This window comes from Providencia sp. PROV003 (assembly GCF_045040775.1).
In the GTDB taxonomy this organism is placed as follows: domain Bacteria; phylum Pseudomonadota; class Gammaproteobacteria; order Enterobacterales; family Enterobacteriaceae; genus Providencia; species Providencia huashanensis.
Window position 1 is genome coordinate 2,937,761 of sequence record NZ_CP096369.1, and the last position, 15,240, is coordinate 2,953,000.

The window sequence follows — 15,240 nt, forward strand, 5'->3', positions numbered from 1 at the left end:
GAAGGCTAAGATGAATATGACTCAGGTTTCTAGAAGAACAGCGTGGATCCGCGTAGTCGCTCTTGCGGTTGCAGCGTTTGTTTTTAATACAACAGAATTTGTCCCAGTTGCACTACTTAGTGATATTGCACAAAGTTTTGACATGTCAGTCGCTCATACAGGGTTAATGATTACGATTTATGCTTGGGTCGTAGCATTGATGTCGTTACCCTTAATGTTATTAACCAGTAAAATTGAGCGTCGTAAATTATTAGCTTTTTTATTTGTCATTTTTATTGTTAGCCATATTATTTCAGGGTTTGCATGGAGCTTTGAAATACTAATTGGTGGGCGAATTGGCGTTGCTTTATCGCATGCGGTATTTTGGTCGATAACGGCTTCTTTAGCTATTCGTGTTGCACCTGCAGGCAAGAAGGCGCAAGCGTTGGGCTTATTAGCAACAGGTACCGCATTAGCAACTGTTTTAGGGCTACCAATTGGGCGTGTAATAGGGCAATTTTTAGGGTGGAGGGTCACCTTTTTATGTATTGGTGTTATTGCCTTATTTACCATGATAGTGTTAATACGTTTCCTACCCCGTTTACCGAGTGAACACTCCGGTTCGTTAAAAAGTGTCCCCGTCTTATTTAAACGTCCCGCACTGGTGGGGATGTTTGCGTTAACTGTTCTAGCTGTGACTGCTCATTTTACTGCTTACAGTTACATTGAACCTTTTGTCCGTGAAATCGCATTGCAAAGCCAAAATTTTGCGACATTATTGTTACTGATTTTTGGTGGGGCTGGCATTATCGGGAGTGTTATATTTAGTCGTTATAGTAGCAAGTTTTCGTTGTTTTTCTTACCAACAGCAATTGCCCTAATGACGGTGTGTTTATTATTGCTAATGCCTTTAGGCTCAGATGTCTGGTCGTTGATTATGCTATCCGTTTTCTGGGGTATCGCCATGATGTGTATCGGCTTAGGTCTACAGGTTAAAGTGATTGATTTATCTCCTGATGCAACTGACTTGGCAATGTCAATTTTCTCAGGGATTTTTAATATAGGTATTGGTGGCGGTGCGCTACTGGGGAACCTAGTTATTGTTCATATGGGGATGACTAATATTGGTTATATTGGCGGGTGTATTGGTATAATTACATTGATTTTGTGTATTTACTTATTTAAACGCTATAGTCAATCGCTGGAAGATAAAACTGCAGTTTCAACAAGCCATTAGTCAGTTTTGTAAGAAAATTTATAAAAATAACGCTCTGTCTTTCGTAAAGAAAGATGGGGCTTTTTATTGTTCATTATTTGTATAAATAAAAGGTATAGGGTAAATTTTACCGTTAATAATTTTAATAATAAGGAAAATGTATGAAAGGGCTGAGCTTTTTATTTATTTCTATTATCGCTGAGGTTATTGCTACGACAACGCTTAAGGCTTCAGATGGTTTTAGTCGTTTTTGGCCTTCTTTAGTGGTGGTGATTGGTTATGCGGTGTCTTTTTGGGGACTTTCGCAAGTAGTCAAAGTAATGCCATTAGGGATAGCTTATGCGATCTGGTCAGGGTTAGGGATTGTGTTAGTTTCTATTGCTGCAATTTATATTTACAACCAAAAGCTCGATTTACCTGCAATTATTGGTATGCTGTTTATTATAGTTGGTGTTTTAATCATCAATCTACTCTCAAAGAGTGGTACGCATTAATAAGTGCTACAAAATCATTATGTAGAGCGAGTGTTAGCGGAGAAAGAAATGAGACTTAGAATCAATTTGCGGTTACAAACGATAATGTCAATGGTTGCTGCTGGGGCATTCGTTTTCACTTTATCCGCCTGTAGCAGTTCTGGTGGAAATAAAACCGACCAAGCAGATACCGTAGCTGCAAATTATGCTCAACAAATTGTTAATTTGGGCCCAGGGGTACAAGAAGCTTGTGTTTCGGCTGGCGGTTTACCTGCACTTACTCTAGAGTTAAATGGAACTCAAACTGCGGTTTGTCAATTCGCCAATGGTAAACGTTGCGCTGCTGATATTATTCAATCCGGTGCTTGCATATAACTCATCTTTTTATGAAATGTATTAACCTCTTATTAATCGTTAATATGAGGTTGATTACTTATTAAATATTAAACATTAAATTCATAAAATAATTTTAATAATTATTTATTAGGTTTTATTTTTATTTTAAAACATTCATTTGTCCATCATCTAATTGCGAGCATCTATTTAAGTCCTTAATTTAATTATTGATATTTAATTTTTTAATTACTAGTATTAAATTGTAAAAGCAATTTAGATAATTATAAAAACACAGATAAATACATGTTCTATTTATTAAAGAGTAATGACAAATGAAAAAGAAAATTGAAGAATACACTGGACCTGCCGCCGGTTGGGGGGCAGTTAAAGCTGTTGCAGAAGCATTGCGTGAACAAATGAAAGTGGGTCATGATATTATTGCAATGTTTGATATGAATAAGGTCGACGGCTTTGACTGTCCGGGGTGTGCGTGGCCAGATCCAGTACATACCGCTTCTTTCGATATCTGCGAAAATGGAGCCAAAGCCATTGCTTGGGAGGCCACGTCAAAACGTACTACCCCCCATTTTTTTGAAAAACATACAGTAACTGAATTACTTGATTGGGATGATTTTCATTTAGAGAATGAAGGACGTTTAACGCACCCAATGAAATATAATTCATTAACAGATAAATATGAACCGGTCGAATGGGATGATGCATTTCAACAAATAGGAGAGCGTCTGCGGAGTTATTCTGATCCAAATACTGTTGAATTTTATACGTCAGGTAGAACTTCGAATGAAGCGGCATTTTTATATCAATTACTGGCCAGAGAATACGGAACAAATAATTTTCCTGACTGTTCAAATATGTGTCATGAGCCCACAAGTGTTGGGCTAGCTGCTTCGATAGGGGTTGGTAAAGCAACGGTATTATTAGAGGATTTTGATAAAGCGGATTTAATTATTTGTATCGGCCATAACCCTGGGACTAACCATCCACGAATGCTTAGTTCGTTACGTGAAGTTTCTAAACGGGGAGCTAAAATTATAGCGATTAATCCGTTAAGAGAACGTGGTCTTGAACGTTTTACATATCCGCAAGACGTAATAGAAATGCTGACATTAGAATCAACCCCACTTGCTGGTCATTATTATAAAGTGCGGATTGGGGGAGATACAGCTTTAATCAAAGGGGTCATGAAGCGGCTGATTGAGCGACATCAGGCGGCCATTGACTCAGGCGAAAAAGCGCTCCTAGATACCGAGTTTATATCAGCCCATACCGATGGGTATGAAACGTTAAAAAATGATTTACTGACGACCAGTTGGGACGATATTTTAAGGGTATCAGGCTTATCGCATGAGTCTATTGATGAAATCGCAGACCTTTATATTGAAGCGAAAAGCACCATAATTTGCTATGGCATGGGGATAACTCAGCATCAGCATGGAACTAAAAACGTACAGCAATTAGTCAACTTATTGTTGCTGAAAGGTAATATTGGGCGAGAAGGCGCAGGGATTTGCCCACTAAGGGGGCACTCTAACGTACAGGGCGACCGTACGGTCGGGATCACAGAAAAACCATCTAAAAGTTTTCTTGATAAAATTGAACAGCGTTTTGGTTTTCGTCCTCCGAGTGAGTTCGGTCATGCTGCAGTTGCCAGTATGCAAGCGATTTATAATGGGAGTGCAAACGCATTAATCTGTATGGGGGGCAACTTGGCGGTTGCCATGCCTGATAAAGATGCCTGCTTTGAAGGCATGAAAAAGCTTGATTTGGCTGTGCATACTGCGACTAAACTTAACCGTTCTCATTTATTAACAGCCAAAAATACATTCATACTACCAGTGCTGGGGCGAAGTGAAATCGACAGGCAAAGTAGTGGGGTGCAATGCGTGACAGTGGAAGACTCAATGTCAATGGTACATGCCTCAAAGGGGTTATTAAAACCTTGTAGCCCTTATTTGAAATCTGAATGTGCCATTGTTGCAGGGATTGCCAAAGCGACAATACCGAATAGTAAAGTTGAATGGGATGCTTTCATTGGTAATTACGACCTGATCCGTGATGCAATGGAAGCAGTATTACCCGGTTTTGATAACTTTAACGCCCGCATCAAAATACCGGGAGGCTTTCACCTTACAAATGCGGCTTCTGAGCGGCGTTGGTTAACTAAATCAGGTAAAGCTAATTTCATTCCAACTGTTGGGGTGATTGAAGACCCTAATTCAGCGGTAAATAGTGAGCTAGTTCTTGCGACATTGCGCAGCCATGACCAGTATAATACGACCATATACGGGTTAAATGACCGCTATCGTGGGGTATTTGGGCAAAGGGATGTCGTTTTTATTAGCGGTGCAGAGGCGCAAAAACAGAAATTAAAAGCGGGGGATAAAGTTAACTTAATTGCGTTAGATAGCAACCAAAAACCGACTAAGCGCCGTTTAGATAATTTAACGGTGGTTATCTATGATGTGGCTGACCGTTGCGTTGCGACTTATTTCCCTGAAGCCAATAATTTAATTTCATTGGATAGTTATGACCCGGAATGTGGGATACCTGCCTATAAAAATATCCCAATCAAATTAGAACACGTAATACAGTAATTATGTGTATTTATATTTATCAATCAGATTAAATGTAAGATATCCCCCCAGTTTGAAATTAAAGCTAGGGGGATACAATAAGAAGGTTTAAATCATTTTTTAGCAGGGAAGAATTGGCTAATGGCAACAATAATGGCGATAACAAAATAAACAGCAAAAATACCAATCAACCATTGAGGCATATCAAGCCCTAAAAATGCCCACTGCCTAACCGCGCAGTCACCCGTCGCTTCAAATACTGCTGGAACCCAAGTTTGCAATGGTAGCCAATCAGGGAAGTTCACAAAGAAATCACAAGATGCGAATGGAGAAGGATAGAGCTGGAGCATGGTATGTTCCCAAGAAAGCTCTAAGCCACGCCAAGCAGAATAAACCCAAATAATGATAGCAACCCAACGAATGATAATATTACGTGGTGCAATTGCGCCTATTAAGCCGGCAGCCATAACACCAAGTAATGCAACGCGTTCATAGATACACATTACACAGGGTTGTAGTTTCATCACATGTTGAAAATATAGAGCAGCACACTCGAGCATGAAGGCAGTAAAGGCCATCAATAGCCATGCACCTCTTCCTTGTGAGCAGTAGTTAAAAAATCTGAACATACTTAATATCCTAATTGAGTGATGCGCACATTTTGCCCTTATCAGACGGATAAAAAAAGCACTTAAAGTGAAATAATGCAATTTTAGATAGGGGTTTACGCAAAATTACAAATGAGCCGTATTTGCATACGGCTCATAGTTTATCAGTATAGTTATTGTGCAAATGTAATCAAACCAATACTTTCCATCCAATAGGTTATTGGTACTAGCCATAACTCAACGCCTAATAAGCCGACAATTGTCATGACAATGGTATAAGGCAAAGCCATCCATACCATCCGGCCATATGATAAACGGATCAAAGGTGATAGCGCTGAAGTCAGCAAAAATAAGAAAGCAGCTTGACCATTAGGGGTGGCAACAGAAGGTAAGTTTGTCCCTGTATTAATTGCAACCGCTAGAAATTGGTATTGTTCCATTGATACTAAGCCGTCATTTGCTGCTTTTAGGGCTTCGGTAATATACACAGTCCCAACAAATACGTTGTCTGAAACGGCAGATAATAGGCCATTGAACAGATAGAACAATGACAACTGCGACGATTCAGATGACTGTAATACAAATTGAATAAACGGAGTAAATAGCTGTTGGTCAATGATAACCGCTACAATACTAAAAAACACCGTAAGTAATGCGGTAAATGGTAGCGCCTCCTCGAAAGCTTTACCTAGAGCGTGTTCTTCTGTGATGCCGCAAAAAGCGGTTGCCATCACAATGACCGATAACCCAATTAAGCCAACTTCTGCTAAATGGAAGGCAAGAGCCACAATTAACCAGATACCGATTAAACCTTGAACAATCAGTTGTGCCAGCTCTTTTTTGGTGCGTTTTTCAGTTAGTTTTTTATCGTGCTCGGTTAATATTTGGCGCACGGAAGCAGGGAGTTCAGCTCCATAACCAAATAACTTAAACTTCTCGACAAGAAAGCACACTAATAACCCACAAATAAAGACAGGAATAGTGACGGGCGCCATACGGATATAAAAAGTGATAAAGTCCCAGTTAACATGTTTAGCGATGATCAGATTTTGTGGTTCCCCCACCATTGTCATCACCCCACCAAGGGCAGTACCAATACCCGCATGCATCATTATGCTGCGCAAAAAAGAACGGAACTGTTCAAGTGTTTGTTTTTTTTCTGTGCTATCAATAAAACCATCATTTTGTAAGTCGGTATCGCTGTGTTGGTTAGAAGCATATTGATGGTAAATAGAATAAAAACCAATTGAGACGCTAATGACTACGGCTATAACCGTTAAGGCATCTAAAAATGCAGATAAAAATGCACTCGCCATACAAAATGCAAGGGAAAGGATGCGTTTAGAACGCACGTTTATCAACAGTTTGGTAAAAACGAACAAAAGCAATTGCTTCATGAAGTAGATACCGGCGACCATAAAGATCAACAGTAAAATAACCTCAAGGTTATTGCTTATTTCATGTGAAATTTGTTTTGGTGTCGTCATACCGATGATCACGGCTTCGATTGCTAATAACCCCCCAGGTTGCAATGGATAACACTTAAGTGCCATTGCTAAGGTGAATATAAATTCAATTACCAATAACCAGCCTGCCACAAAAGGGCTGATAAAATAGAAAACAACAGGGTTTATTATTAGAAATATGATAATTGCTAATTTGTACCAATCTGGTGAATTTCCAAGAAAATTTTTCAAAAAAGCACTTTTTAAACTAAAATCCATTATGGTTCGTTATCCTCTTTATACGGATGTCGTGTAACGTTCTATTACATACTACTCTGATCTTTTATCGATTATAAGCCCATTTGCTAATTGATAATGTATGAATTATATGGGAATTCTATGATTCGTCTCACTCTTTATTTTGAGTCTAACTATATCAGGAGACGACAATCTGGTATGATTTCCCCAATATCCGTCTAAATGTTTGGAATAATAAAAATATGGTTATTAAAGCTCAAAGTCCGGCAGGTTTCGCGGAAGAGTACATTATTGAGAGCATATGGAACAACCGTTTTCCACCAGGTTCAATACTACCCGCTGAGCGTGAACTCTCCGAGTTAATCGGTGTAACACGCACAACTCTTCGCGAGGTGTTGCAACGTCTAGCGCGTGACGGTTGGTTAACTATTCAACATGGTAAACCAACAAAAGTGAATAATTATTGGGAAACATCAGGCCTCAATATTTTGGAAACACTGGCCAGATTGGATCACGATAGAGTGCCTCAGCTAATTGATAATTTATTAGCTGTGCGGACTAATATTGCTGCAATTTTTATTCGTACTGCATTTCGTAATAACCCTGAAAAGTCGTTAGAAGTGTTAGCTGGCCGAGAAAAAGTTGATGATAATTCAGATGCATTTAGTGATTTGGATTATAACGTCTTCCGTGGGCTTGCATTCGCATCAGGTAACCCTATCTACGGTTTGATTATTAATGGCTTAAGAGGGCTATATACGCGTGTTGGGCGTTATTATTTCTCTAATCCTGAAGCAAGACGCCTTGCATTAAGTTTTTACCAACAATTGAGTAATCTTTGCCGTGAGCAAGCATACGATCGCATTATGGATTGTGTCCGAAATTACGGGAAGGAAAGTGGCTTAATTTGGCATAGTATGCAGGGTAATATGCCTTCAGATTTAGCTCACACTCGCTAAATTAGGTAATCGATAAGGCATAAAAGCCAGCCCGCATCTTATGTCGGCTGGCTTTTTTACAAGTGAATGATTGACTAGATTAGTAAATACAATATGTATTAACTAGAGCTTGCTAGGACATGTACAGTAGCGAGGGATAGCAATATCTTCGGAATAATCTACATCTTTATTTTCTAACCGAGTAATTATTTTGTTTAATTGCTCACTTTCGCTTAAAACCAAATATTCACCCTTAGTTACACAATTGAATTGAACTGTAGTTTTAACATAAGAAACTGCCGTTGCTGGGGGGTACATATAGGAAGGGGTCTTATAGAAAAGCATATATTTTTCCCTTTATCTTTTATCAAATTTCTTTTCATGGTGGGTTCGCAATACTCTTCTGCAATACTTGGGGCTATAGATAGAAAAATTACATTCAGGGCACAAATAATAGGGATGATCTTTTTAGTCATATACTTTCCTTTAACATTTTTAATCGTTTTTTTCATAATGGATTATTATTTGGATAAATAAACTAGGAAAGAATATATTTTTAGTATAAAAATTTAAGTCACGTAATTTGTAAACCCACCCATAAAAGACAGTATTCATTAAATTAAAGTATAAAATATCGAACTTGGTTTTTTTGAGATTAATTATTTTTATTTAAAATCAATTTGATATGTTCTTTTTTGTTTTTGGGCTCTGATTTCACTAGAACAATTAACTTTTTTGTAAATAAAAATCATCAAGTGTTGGTTTTATTATCTATTTTGTTAAAAGTGTTAATTCACCACATTGGCAAATAATTTCTAGAATATTATCCTAAATAATAATTGAATACTTTGCATCTGGGGTGCTTATGAAAGTTCTAGTGTTAGGGGCAGGAGTGATTGGTGTTACAACAGCATGGTATTTAGCTCAAGAAGGCCATGAAGTACTGGTTGTTGATAGGCAGCATGATGTAGCAGAAGAAACCAGCGCAGCTAATGCAGGGCAAATATCCCCTGGTTACGCAACGCCATGGGGGGCACCAGGCATACCACTAAAAGCAGTGAAGTGGATGTTTGAAAAACATGCTCCATTAGCTATTCGGCCTGATGGTACGTTATTTCAGTTGCGCTGGATGTGGCAGATGCTGAAAAACTGTGATATTCAACATTATGCGATGAATAAAAGTCGCATGGTAAGGATTGCGGAGTATAGCCGCGACTGTATTCGGCAACTTAGGGCTGATACGGGGATTGGCTATGAAGCCCGTCAAGGGGGCACATTACAGCTGTTCCGCACAGCTAAACAGTTTGATAATGCTGCTAATGATATTGCAGTGTTACAACAGGAAGGCGTGCCTTATGAGCTTTTAACATCCGACCAACTCATTAAAGCTGAACCTGCATTAGAATTTGTTAAACATAAGCTAACTGGTGGGTTGAGGTTGCCGAATGATGAAACCGGTGATTGCCAGCAATTTACTAAAAAACTCGCTAAAATGGCACAACTAGCTGGGGTTAAATTCCAATTTGGTCAACAGGTTGAACAAATTTTAACGGATGGTAAACGTATTAGTGGTATCCGTATTGATGGCCAAATCGTGCAAGCGGATCAGTATGTTGTTGCTATGGGGTCTTATTCAACATCAATACTACAGGGTCTTGTGCAAATTCCGGTTTATCCATTAAAAGGGTATTCATTAACAATGCCGATTATTGATGAGCAGCGTTCACCCGCTTCTACCATACTTGATGAAACTTATAAAATTGCGGTAACGCGTTTTGATGATCGCATTCGTGTCGGTGGAATGGCCGAAGTTGTCGGTTTTAATCTTGATGTCCTTAAAAAACGCTGCGAAACCTTAAAAATGGTGGTACAAGATTTATATCAAGGTGGTGGTGATATCGAAAAGGCTCAGTTTTGGACTGGGCTTCGGCCTATGACGCCAGATGGCACACCAATAGTCGGGCCAACGGCATACAATAATCTATATCTAAACACGGGGCATGGCACTTTAGGTTGGACAATGGCATGTGGTTCTGGAAAACTGCTGGCGGATTTAATTTCAGGTAACACGCCTGATATTGCTTCGGATGATTTGTCTGTATTTAGGTATCTTGATGGTTTTAATACCAAGCTTGTAAGCAGCGGTCATTTGACGCCAGTGCGTTAAATGGGAGTACATGAAGTTGCAATTACAGTCTATCGCTGATTAAAAAATAATGTATTTAAGGAATTAAGATGCCACGCCCAATTAGTGCGGTTATTCATCTACAAAATTTGCAACATAACTTATCTATAGTACGGCAGCACACAGAAAAGTGTAAAATTTGGTCAGTCATGAAGGCGGACGGTTATGGTCATGGTATAAAGCATATTTGGCCAGCATTAAAAGAAACCGATGGTTTTGCTGTGTTAGATCTTCATGAGGCAATTTTATTGCGTGATGAGGGGTGGAAAGGGCCAATTTTGTTATTAGAGGGCTTTTTTCAACCACAAGACTTACAGCTGATTGACCAATACAATTTGACGACCAGTGTCCATAGTGACTGGCAATTAGCGGCTATTGAAAATGCACAGTTTTCTGCGCCAATTTCAGTATATATCAAGTTGAATAGTGGTATGAACCGGCTAGGTTTTTCTCATACTGACTATGAAACTGTAGTCGAACGGTTAGCAGCTATCCCCCATGTAAAAAGCTTAACCTTAATGAGTCATTTCGCAAATTCAGATACAAAAACAGGTGTAACAGTACCTTTTCAACTTATTCAACAGTTTCAACATTTATCATTAGAAACCTGCATTGCTAACTCAGGGGCTGCATTATGGCACCAATACACGCAGTATGATTGGATCCGAACTGGTATTTTATTGTATGGCGCTTCACCTAGTGGCAAATCGGCAGATATTATAGGGTTAGGCCTGAAAGCTGCGATGAGTTTACAATCAGAAGTGATTGCAATCCATGAAATTGAAGCCGGGCAGTCGATTGGTTATGGAAGCAGGTTTACCTCGACTAAACCAATGCGTATTGCAACCGTTGCATGTGGTTATGCCGATGGCTATCCCCGCCATGCGCCTAATGGAACGCCAGTATGGTGCCAAGGAATGCGTTGTGCACTGCTTGGGGCTGTTTCTATGGACATGCTAACAATTGACGTGAGTGATTGCCGCAATTTGCAATTAGGGGATAAGGTTGAACTGTGGGGGCAAAATTTACCTGTTGATGATGTTGCCCATGCAGCGGGGACTATTGGGTATGAATTACTGTGTGCATTAGCAAAAAGAGTTCCTGTATCTTACCAAAACAGCGTAGAATGAATGTTAACCAATTTTGCTGTTTAATTCACATATTTAGCTTTAAATGTGATTTAGGTTATGAGTATTGGGAATAGTTTCGGATTGATATAATATATCAGTGATCCATTTCTCATTTTTTTAGGTTTTTATATGTCTAAAACGATTAAGTTAACCACACTTGCAGTTGCATTGAGTGTGTTATCAAGTACTGTACTTGCCGGTACATGGTCAGTAGGTGCATCAGTATTGGCGCAATCGACACCTTATAAAGGGATTAAATCCCGTGATTATCTAACTCCAGTTCCTATCGTGAATTATGATAGTGAAAATTTTTACTTTCATACATTAGCTGCAGGTTACTATTTGTGGAATGATCAGCAAGACCAATTATCATTGGATGCATATTATTACCCACAATTTTTCAAGCCTAAAGAAAATGATAACGATGCCATGCGTGAGCTAAACCGCCGTCGTGATACTGTCATGGCGGGTTTAACCTATCGACATAAAGCGGATTGGGGGACATTAAGGTTTAATGGCTCCGGTGATATCTTAGGGATCAGTAATGGCTTACGCGCTGAAGCAGCTTATTTATATGGCTTTGAAGGTGACAAATGGTCTCTGACTCCAGGTGTAGGTATTAAGTGGGATAGTAAAAATCAAACACGTTATGAGTATGGGGTTTCTTCCAAAGAGTCTCGTAATAGTGGGCTAAAACGTTATAAACCAAGTGACAGCTGGTCACCGTACTTAGAGTTGTCAGGTAATTACCGTTTTGATGAAAATTGGACGGCTTTCGCTATGGGACGTGTAGACTTCATGTCGAGTGAAGTTAAAGACAGCCCAATGGTAAATAAAGATGTTTCTGCGATCTTATGGACAGGGGTAACTTATACTTTCTAATTTTACCTTATAAGATTGCTATGAATAAAAAATACCCTCTGAAAGGTAATTTCTATCAGGGGGTATTTTTTTGAAATTAGATTATTAATCTTGTGGTTTATTCTCACGAGTAATCATCACAAGGGATAAACGGGCAGGATGTTGTGCATCACTTTTCATTGGCACATTGATACAGGCAGTTTCAACGCATACCATTTGTTTATACCCATTATTTGGCATGTCTTGCATGCTACATGATAATTCAGCCCAAGGATTCCAGCAGACAACATCACTGTTATGATAATGGTGAATCTCAATAGTACGAGCCCAGCCGTCATCACGTAATAAACTGTACTCTTCGGGTTCAGAGTAAATGCGGTCAATATGCTTATTGAATTTAAGCGCTTCATTTTCATATACTTCTTTATCCGCGACTTTATCAAAATAGTGACCACCTAACCCATAGACGGTAGCCTTTTGAATATCGCTAATATTGAAGTAGGTGTGAAGTGCCGCTGTAGTTTCGAAGTCCCCATAACTTTCTAATTCGAGCTCACAGGTTTCACCAAGCTTCATTCTCAGGATTAAGGTAAATTCATGAGGCCATAATTTACGGGTATAATCGGTATCTGTGAGTGTAAAGGTTAAAATTACACCATCTTCATGTTCATTATGTGCGGTGAACTGCCAAGGTAAGAGACGAGCAAAGCCGTGGCTAGGTGGGGAAACCGGACCAAACCATGGCCAACAAATGGGGATACCACCACGGATCGCGACACCTTCTTTGAAGGCACTTTCGGAACTTAACCAAAGGCATGGTTTTTGCCCAGCAGGTTGCCAATCAATGAGCTGAGCACCTTGTAAACTGACAGCGCCACAAACTTTAGGATGTGAAACGACAATTAGGGGGAGATCGCCAAGTTGGCGTTGTGTGATATAAGCAGACAGCTGCTTAATAACAGGTAGAGCAAAAATTTTGTCGTGCATGGTATTAGACCTGTGTTAGTGGAACAGAGTTAATACTCGCCATACTTCAAACTGCGGTATTGTTGACTTCGCTCATTCACATCTAGTCATAAACGTGTGTATGCGCTTAGCGACTTATTTGTTGCTTTGCTGCAATTTAGATTATTTAGAGTATCTATTCGCATACTTCAAGCGTAGTGAATAACATTCATTTTAAAACAAGTCATATTGATAGCGTATCGAATAATGGTATTAACGATAAGCGAAGAAGGCAAAATTATGAAGCGTTAATTTTATATTCAATACAGATACAAAAGAGCCGCCATATTGGCGGCTCAATCAGACTTGTTGCTTAACAGTGCTTATTTAGAGATATGAGCAATTAAGTCTAATACTTTGTTAGAGTAACCAGTTTCGTTGTCATACCAAGAAACTAACTTAACAAAGTTATCATTCAGAGCGATACCTGCTTTAGCATCGAATACTGAAGTTAGTTTTTCACCGTTGAAGTCAGTTGATACAACATCGTCTTCAGTATAACCCAGAACGCCTTTTAACTCACCTGCTGCTGCTTCTTTGATAGCATCACAGATTTGAGTATAAGTTGCTGGTTTTTCTAAGCGTACAGTTAAATCAACAACAGATACGTTAGGAGTAGGGACACGGAAAGACATACCAGTCAGTTTGCCATTCAGTTCAGGGATAACTTTACCTACTGCTTTAGCAGCACCAGTTGAAGATGGGATGATGTTTTGAGCAGCACCACGACCACCACGCCAGTCTTTATGTGAAGGGCCATCAACGGTTTTTTGAGTTGCAGTTGTTGCGTGAACAGTTGTCATTAGACCTTCAACGATACCAAATTTATCGTTGATAACTTTAGCCAGTGGAGCCAAGCAGTTAGTTGTACAAGAAGCGTTAGAAACGATTTCTTGACCTGCGTATGCTTTGTGGTTAACGCCCATAACAAACATTGGTGTGTCATCTTTAGAAGGACCAGTTAGAACAACTTTTTTAGCGCCTGCTTGGATGTGTTTACGCGCTGTTTCGTCAGTCAGGAAGATACCTGTTGCTTCAGCGACTACATCAACACCGACTTCGTTCCATTTCAGATTTGCAGGATCTTTTTCTGCAGTCACACGGATTTTTTTGCCGTTTACAACTAGGTGACCATCTTTAACTTCAACAGTACCGTTGAAACGACCATGAGTTGAGTCGTATTTCAGCATGTAAGCCATGTATTCTGCATCAAGCAAGTCGTTGATAGCAACGATTTCAATGTCAGAACGCTCTTGTGCAGCACGGAAAACGATACGGCCAATACGACCAAAACCATTAATACCTACTTTGATAGTCATAGTATTTCCACCAGCTATTTATTCGTGAATTAAGTTGTAGTTAAAGTTACCAAAACCTTGCCAGCCGTCAAGCGGAATCGTGTCAATTATTGAAAAAAATCAATTCTGATACCACTAACTGCTTATTTGTCAGCCACTTTAGTGACAAATACAGCCGCACGTATTATCGGGATTGTGCAGCATAATGAAACCATCTATCAGTGATATATGTGATAGGGTTCACAAATCAAAACGGAAAGTAAGATGCTTCTTAGTTTAGAATAGTTTTACAGAAAATGTTGTTAATTTTTTGTTGATTGAAATTGATGTATGATAGTAATTAAACTCTCTATTTATTTAAATACATGGGTAAATTATGTCAAGTAAAGAAAGACAAGGCATTGATATTTCAGAGCTAAATGAAATGCAGCGTTATGTCACGCAACAGGCGGGCACCGAGCCCCCATTTAGTGGGCAATTATTGCATAACCGTAAAGATGGTGTGTATGAATGTCTGTGCTGTGGTTCACCTTTATTTATGTCTGAGACTAAATTTGACGCGGGCTGCGGGTGGCCAAGTTTCTACCAACCCATCAATGATGACGCCATTAAATACATTGAGGATTTTTCTCACGGGATGCACCGTATTGAGGTACGTTGTCAGAACTGTAATGCGCATTTGGGGCATGTATTTCCTGATGGTCCAGAGCCGACGGGTCAACGCTATTGTATTAATTCAGCATCATTAAGCTTTTTGGATGATGAGGGAGGCGAAAAGGTACGTGGTTAGTGAGCTGAAGCAAGCTGAAGTTGAAAAAAATACCATAGCAATAACGATTCAGCTATATGGGCAAAAATAATAATAACCAAATACGAATACATTATCTTTTTAAGGAGCATTACGGTGAGTGTTG

At 39.3% G+C, this 15,240-nt stretch carries 13 protein-coding genes; 9 read left to right on the forward strand and 4 right to left on the reverse strand.

What is annotated here, in order from left to right; all coding sequences use genetic code 11:
• Window positions 1–16: 16 nt before the first annotated feature.
• The 4 genes from M1F14_RS13420 to M1F14_RS13435 all read left to right on the forward strand — a co-directional run bounded on the left by M1F14_RS13420 (window position 17) and on the right by M1F14_RS13435 (window position 4,619).
• Complete coding sequence (locus M1F14_RS13420) at window positions 17–1,216, forward strand: sugar transporter (RefSeq protein WP_405127784.1); 1,200 nt, start codon at window positions 17–19, stop codon at window positions 1,214–1,216.
• A 140-nt stretch (window positions 1,217–1,356) separates the two neighbouring features.
• On the forward strand, window positions 1,357–1,689 hold the full coding sequence (locus tag M1F14_RS13425) for a multidrug efflux SMR transporter (RefSeq protein WP_042843608.1): 333 nt from the start codon (window positions 1,357–1,359) through the stop codon (window positions 1,687–1,689).
• A gap of 48 nt (window positions 1,690–1,737) precedes the next feature.
• Complete coding sequence (locus M1F14_RS13430; protein ID WP_042843609.1) at window positions 1,738–2,043, forward strand: DUF333 domain-containing protein; 306 nt, start codon at window positions 1,738–1,740, stop codon at window positions 2,041–2,043.
• Between the two features lie 293 nt (window positions 2,044–2,336).
• Window positions 2,337–4,619 (forward strand): FdhF/YdeP family oxidoreductase, encoded by a 2,283-nt coding sequence (locus tag M1F14_RS13435; protein WP_181468505.1) that lies wholly within the window; start codon window positions 2,337–2,339, stop codon window positions 4,617–4,619.
• Between the two features lie 92 nt (window positions 4,620–4,711).
• Here the strand turns inward: M1F14_RS13435 and dsbB are convergent, their stop codons facing one another.
• Entirely contained in the window at window positions 4,712–5,227 is a 516-nt protein-coding gene (gene dsbB / locus M1F14_RS13440; RefSeq protein WP_048607298.1) for a disulfide bond formation protein DsbB, read from the reverse strand.
• 152 nt (window positions 5,228–5,379) lie between these two features.
• Complete coding sequence (gene nhaB, locus M1F14_RS13445; RefSeq protein ID WP_042843612.1) at window positions 5,380–6,930, reverse strand: sodium/proton antiporter NhaB; 1,551 nt, start codon at window positions 6,928–6,930, stop codon at window positions 5,380–5,382.
• A 221-nt stretch (window positions 6,931–7,151) separates the two neighbouring features.
• Between nhaB and fadR the strand changes: the two genes are divergently transcribed.
• The 4 genes from fadR (at window position 7,152) to M1F14_RS13465 (ending at window position 12,044) form a co-directional block, all read left to right on the forward strand.
• A complete protein-coding gene (fadR, locus tag M1F14_RS13450) occupies window positions 7,152–7,868 on the forward strand; it encodes a fatty acid metabolism transcriptional regulator FadR (RefSeq protein WP_042843613.1) in 717 nt (238 codons plus the stop codon).
• An 844-nt stretch (window positions 7,869–8,712) separates the two neighbouring features.
• A complete protein-coding gene (locus M1F14_RS13455) occupies window positions 8,713–10,014 on the forward strand; it encodes a D-amino acid dehydrogenase (protein ID WP_048607295.1) in 1,302 nt (433 codons plus the stop codon).
• Between the two features lie 68 nt (window positions 10,015–10,082).
• Window positions 10,083–11,162: an alanine racemase gene (alr, locus tag M1F14_RS13460; RefSeq protein ID WP_042843617.1), complete on the forward strand. Its 1,080-nt coding sequence runs from the start codon at window positions 10,083–10,085 to the stop codon at window positions 11,160–11,162.
• Between the two features lie 129 nt (window positions 11,163–11,291).
• A complete protein-coding gene (locus M1F14_RS13465; protein WP_042843619.1) occupies window positions 11,292–12,044 on the forward strand; it encodes a MipA/OmpV family protein in 753 nt (250 codons plus the stop codon).
• Between the two features lie 84 nt (window positions 12,045–12,128).
• On the opposite strand, the gene M1F14_RS13470 is transcribed toward M1F14_RS13465, so the two are convergent.
• Both M1F14_RS13470 and gapA read right to left on the reverse strand, forming a co-directional pair.
• Window positions 12,129–13,010, reverse strand: a complete 882-nt coding sequence (locus tag M1F14_RS13470) for a D-hexose-6-phosphate mutarotase (RefSeq protein ID WP_042843620.1) — start codon at window positions 13,008–13,010, stop codon at window positions 12,129–12,131.
• A gap of 341 nt (window positions 13,011–13,351) precedes the next feature.
• The gene (gene gapA / locus M1F14_RS13475) at window positions 13,352–14,347 is read right to left on the reverse strand and encodes a glyceraldehyde-3-phosphate dehydrogenase (protein ID WP_004911198.1); all 996 of its coding nucleotides are present in this window, start codon (window positions 14,345–14,347) and stop codon (window positions 13,352–13,354) included.
• 355 nt (window positions 14,348–14,702) lie between these two features.
• On the opposite strand from gapA, the gene msrB reads away from it, so the two are divergent.
• Window positions 14,703–15,116, forward strand: coding sequence for a peptide-methionine (R)-S-oxide reductase MsrB (gene msrB, locus M1F14_RS13480; protein ID WP_042843621.1), 414 nt, complete (start codon window positions 14,703–14,705; stop codon window positions 15,114–15,116).
• The last annotated feature ends 124 nt before the right edge of the window (window positions 15,117–15,240 follow it).

Bases quoted from the DNA above. Each gene is read 5' to 3' on its own strand.
- M1F14_RS13465 (WP_042843619.1), top strand. From the start codon at position 11,292: ATGTCTAAAACGATTAAGTTAACCACACTTGCAGTTGCATTGAGTGTG.
- M1F14_RS13430 (WP_042843609.1), top strand. From the start codon at position 1,738: ATGAGACTTAGAATCAATTTGCGGTTACAAACGATAATGTCAATGGTT.
- M1F14_RS13425 (WP_042843608.1), top strand. From the start codon at position 1,357: ATGAAAGGGCTGAGCTTTTTATTTATTTCTATTATCGCTGAGGTTATT.
- gapA (WP_004911198.1), bottom strand. From the start codon at position 14,347: ATGACTATCAAAGTAGGTATTAATGGTTTTGGTCGTATTGGCCGTATC.
- M1F14_RS13420 (WP_405127784.1), top strand. From the start codon at position 17: ATGACTCAGGTTTCTAGAAGAACAGCGTGGATCCGCGTAGTCGCTCTT.
- dsbB (WP_048607298.1), bottom strand. From the start codon at position 5,227: ATGTTCAGATTTTTTAACTACTGCTCACAAGGAAGAGGTGCATGGCTA.
- msrB (WP_042843621.1), top strand. From the start codon at position 14,703: ATGTCAAGTAAAGAAAGACAAGGCATTGATATTTCAGAGCTAAATGAA.
- M1F14_RS13455 (WP_048607295.1), top strand. From the start codon at position 8,713: ATGAAAGTTCTAGTGTTAGGGGCAGGAGTGATTGGTGTTACAACAGCA.
- alr (WP_042843617.1), top strand. From the start codon at position 10,083: ATGCCACGCCCAATTAGTGCGGTTATTCATCTACAAAATTTGCAACAT.
- M1F14_RS13435 (WP_181468505.1), top strand. From the start codon at position 2,337: ATGAAAAAGAAAATTGAAGAATACACTGGACCTGCCGCCGGTTGGGGG.
- M1F14_RS13470 (WP_042843620.1), bottom strand. From the start codon at position 13,010: ATGCACGACAAAATTTTTGCTCTACCTGTTATTAAGCAGCTGTCTGCT.
- fadR (WP_042843613.1), top strand. From the start codon at position 7,152: ATGGTTATTAAAGCTCAAAGTCCGGCAGGTTTCGCGGAAGAGTACATT.
- nhaB (WP_042843612.1), bottom strand. From the start codon at position 6,930: ATGGATTTTAGTTTAAAAAGTGCTTTTTTGAAAAATTTTCTTGGAAAT.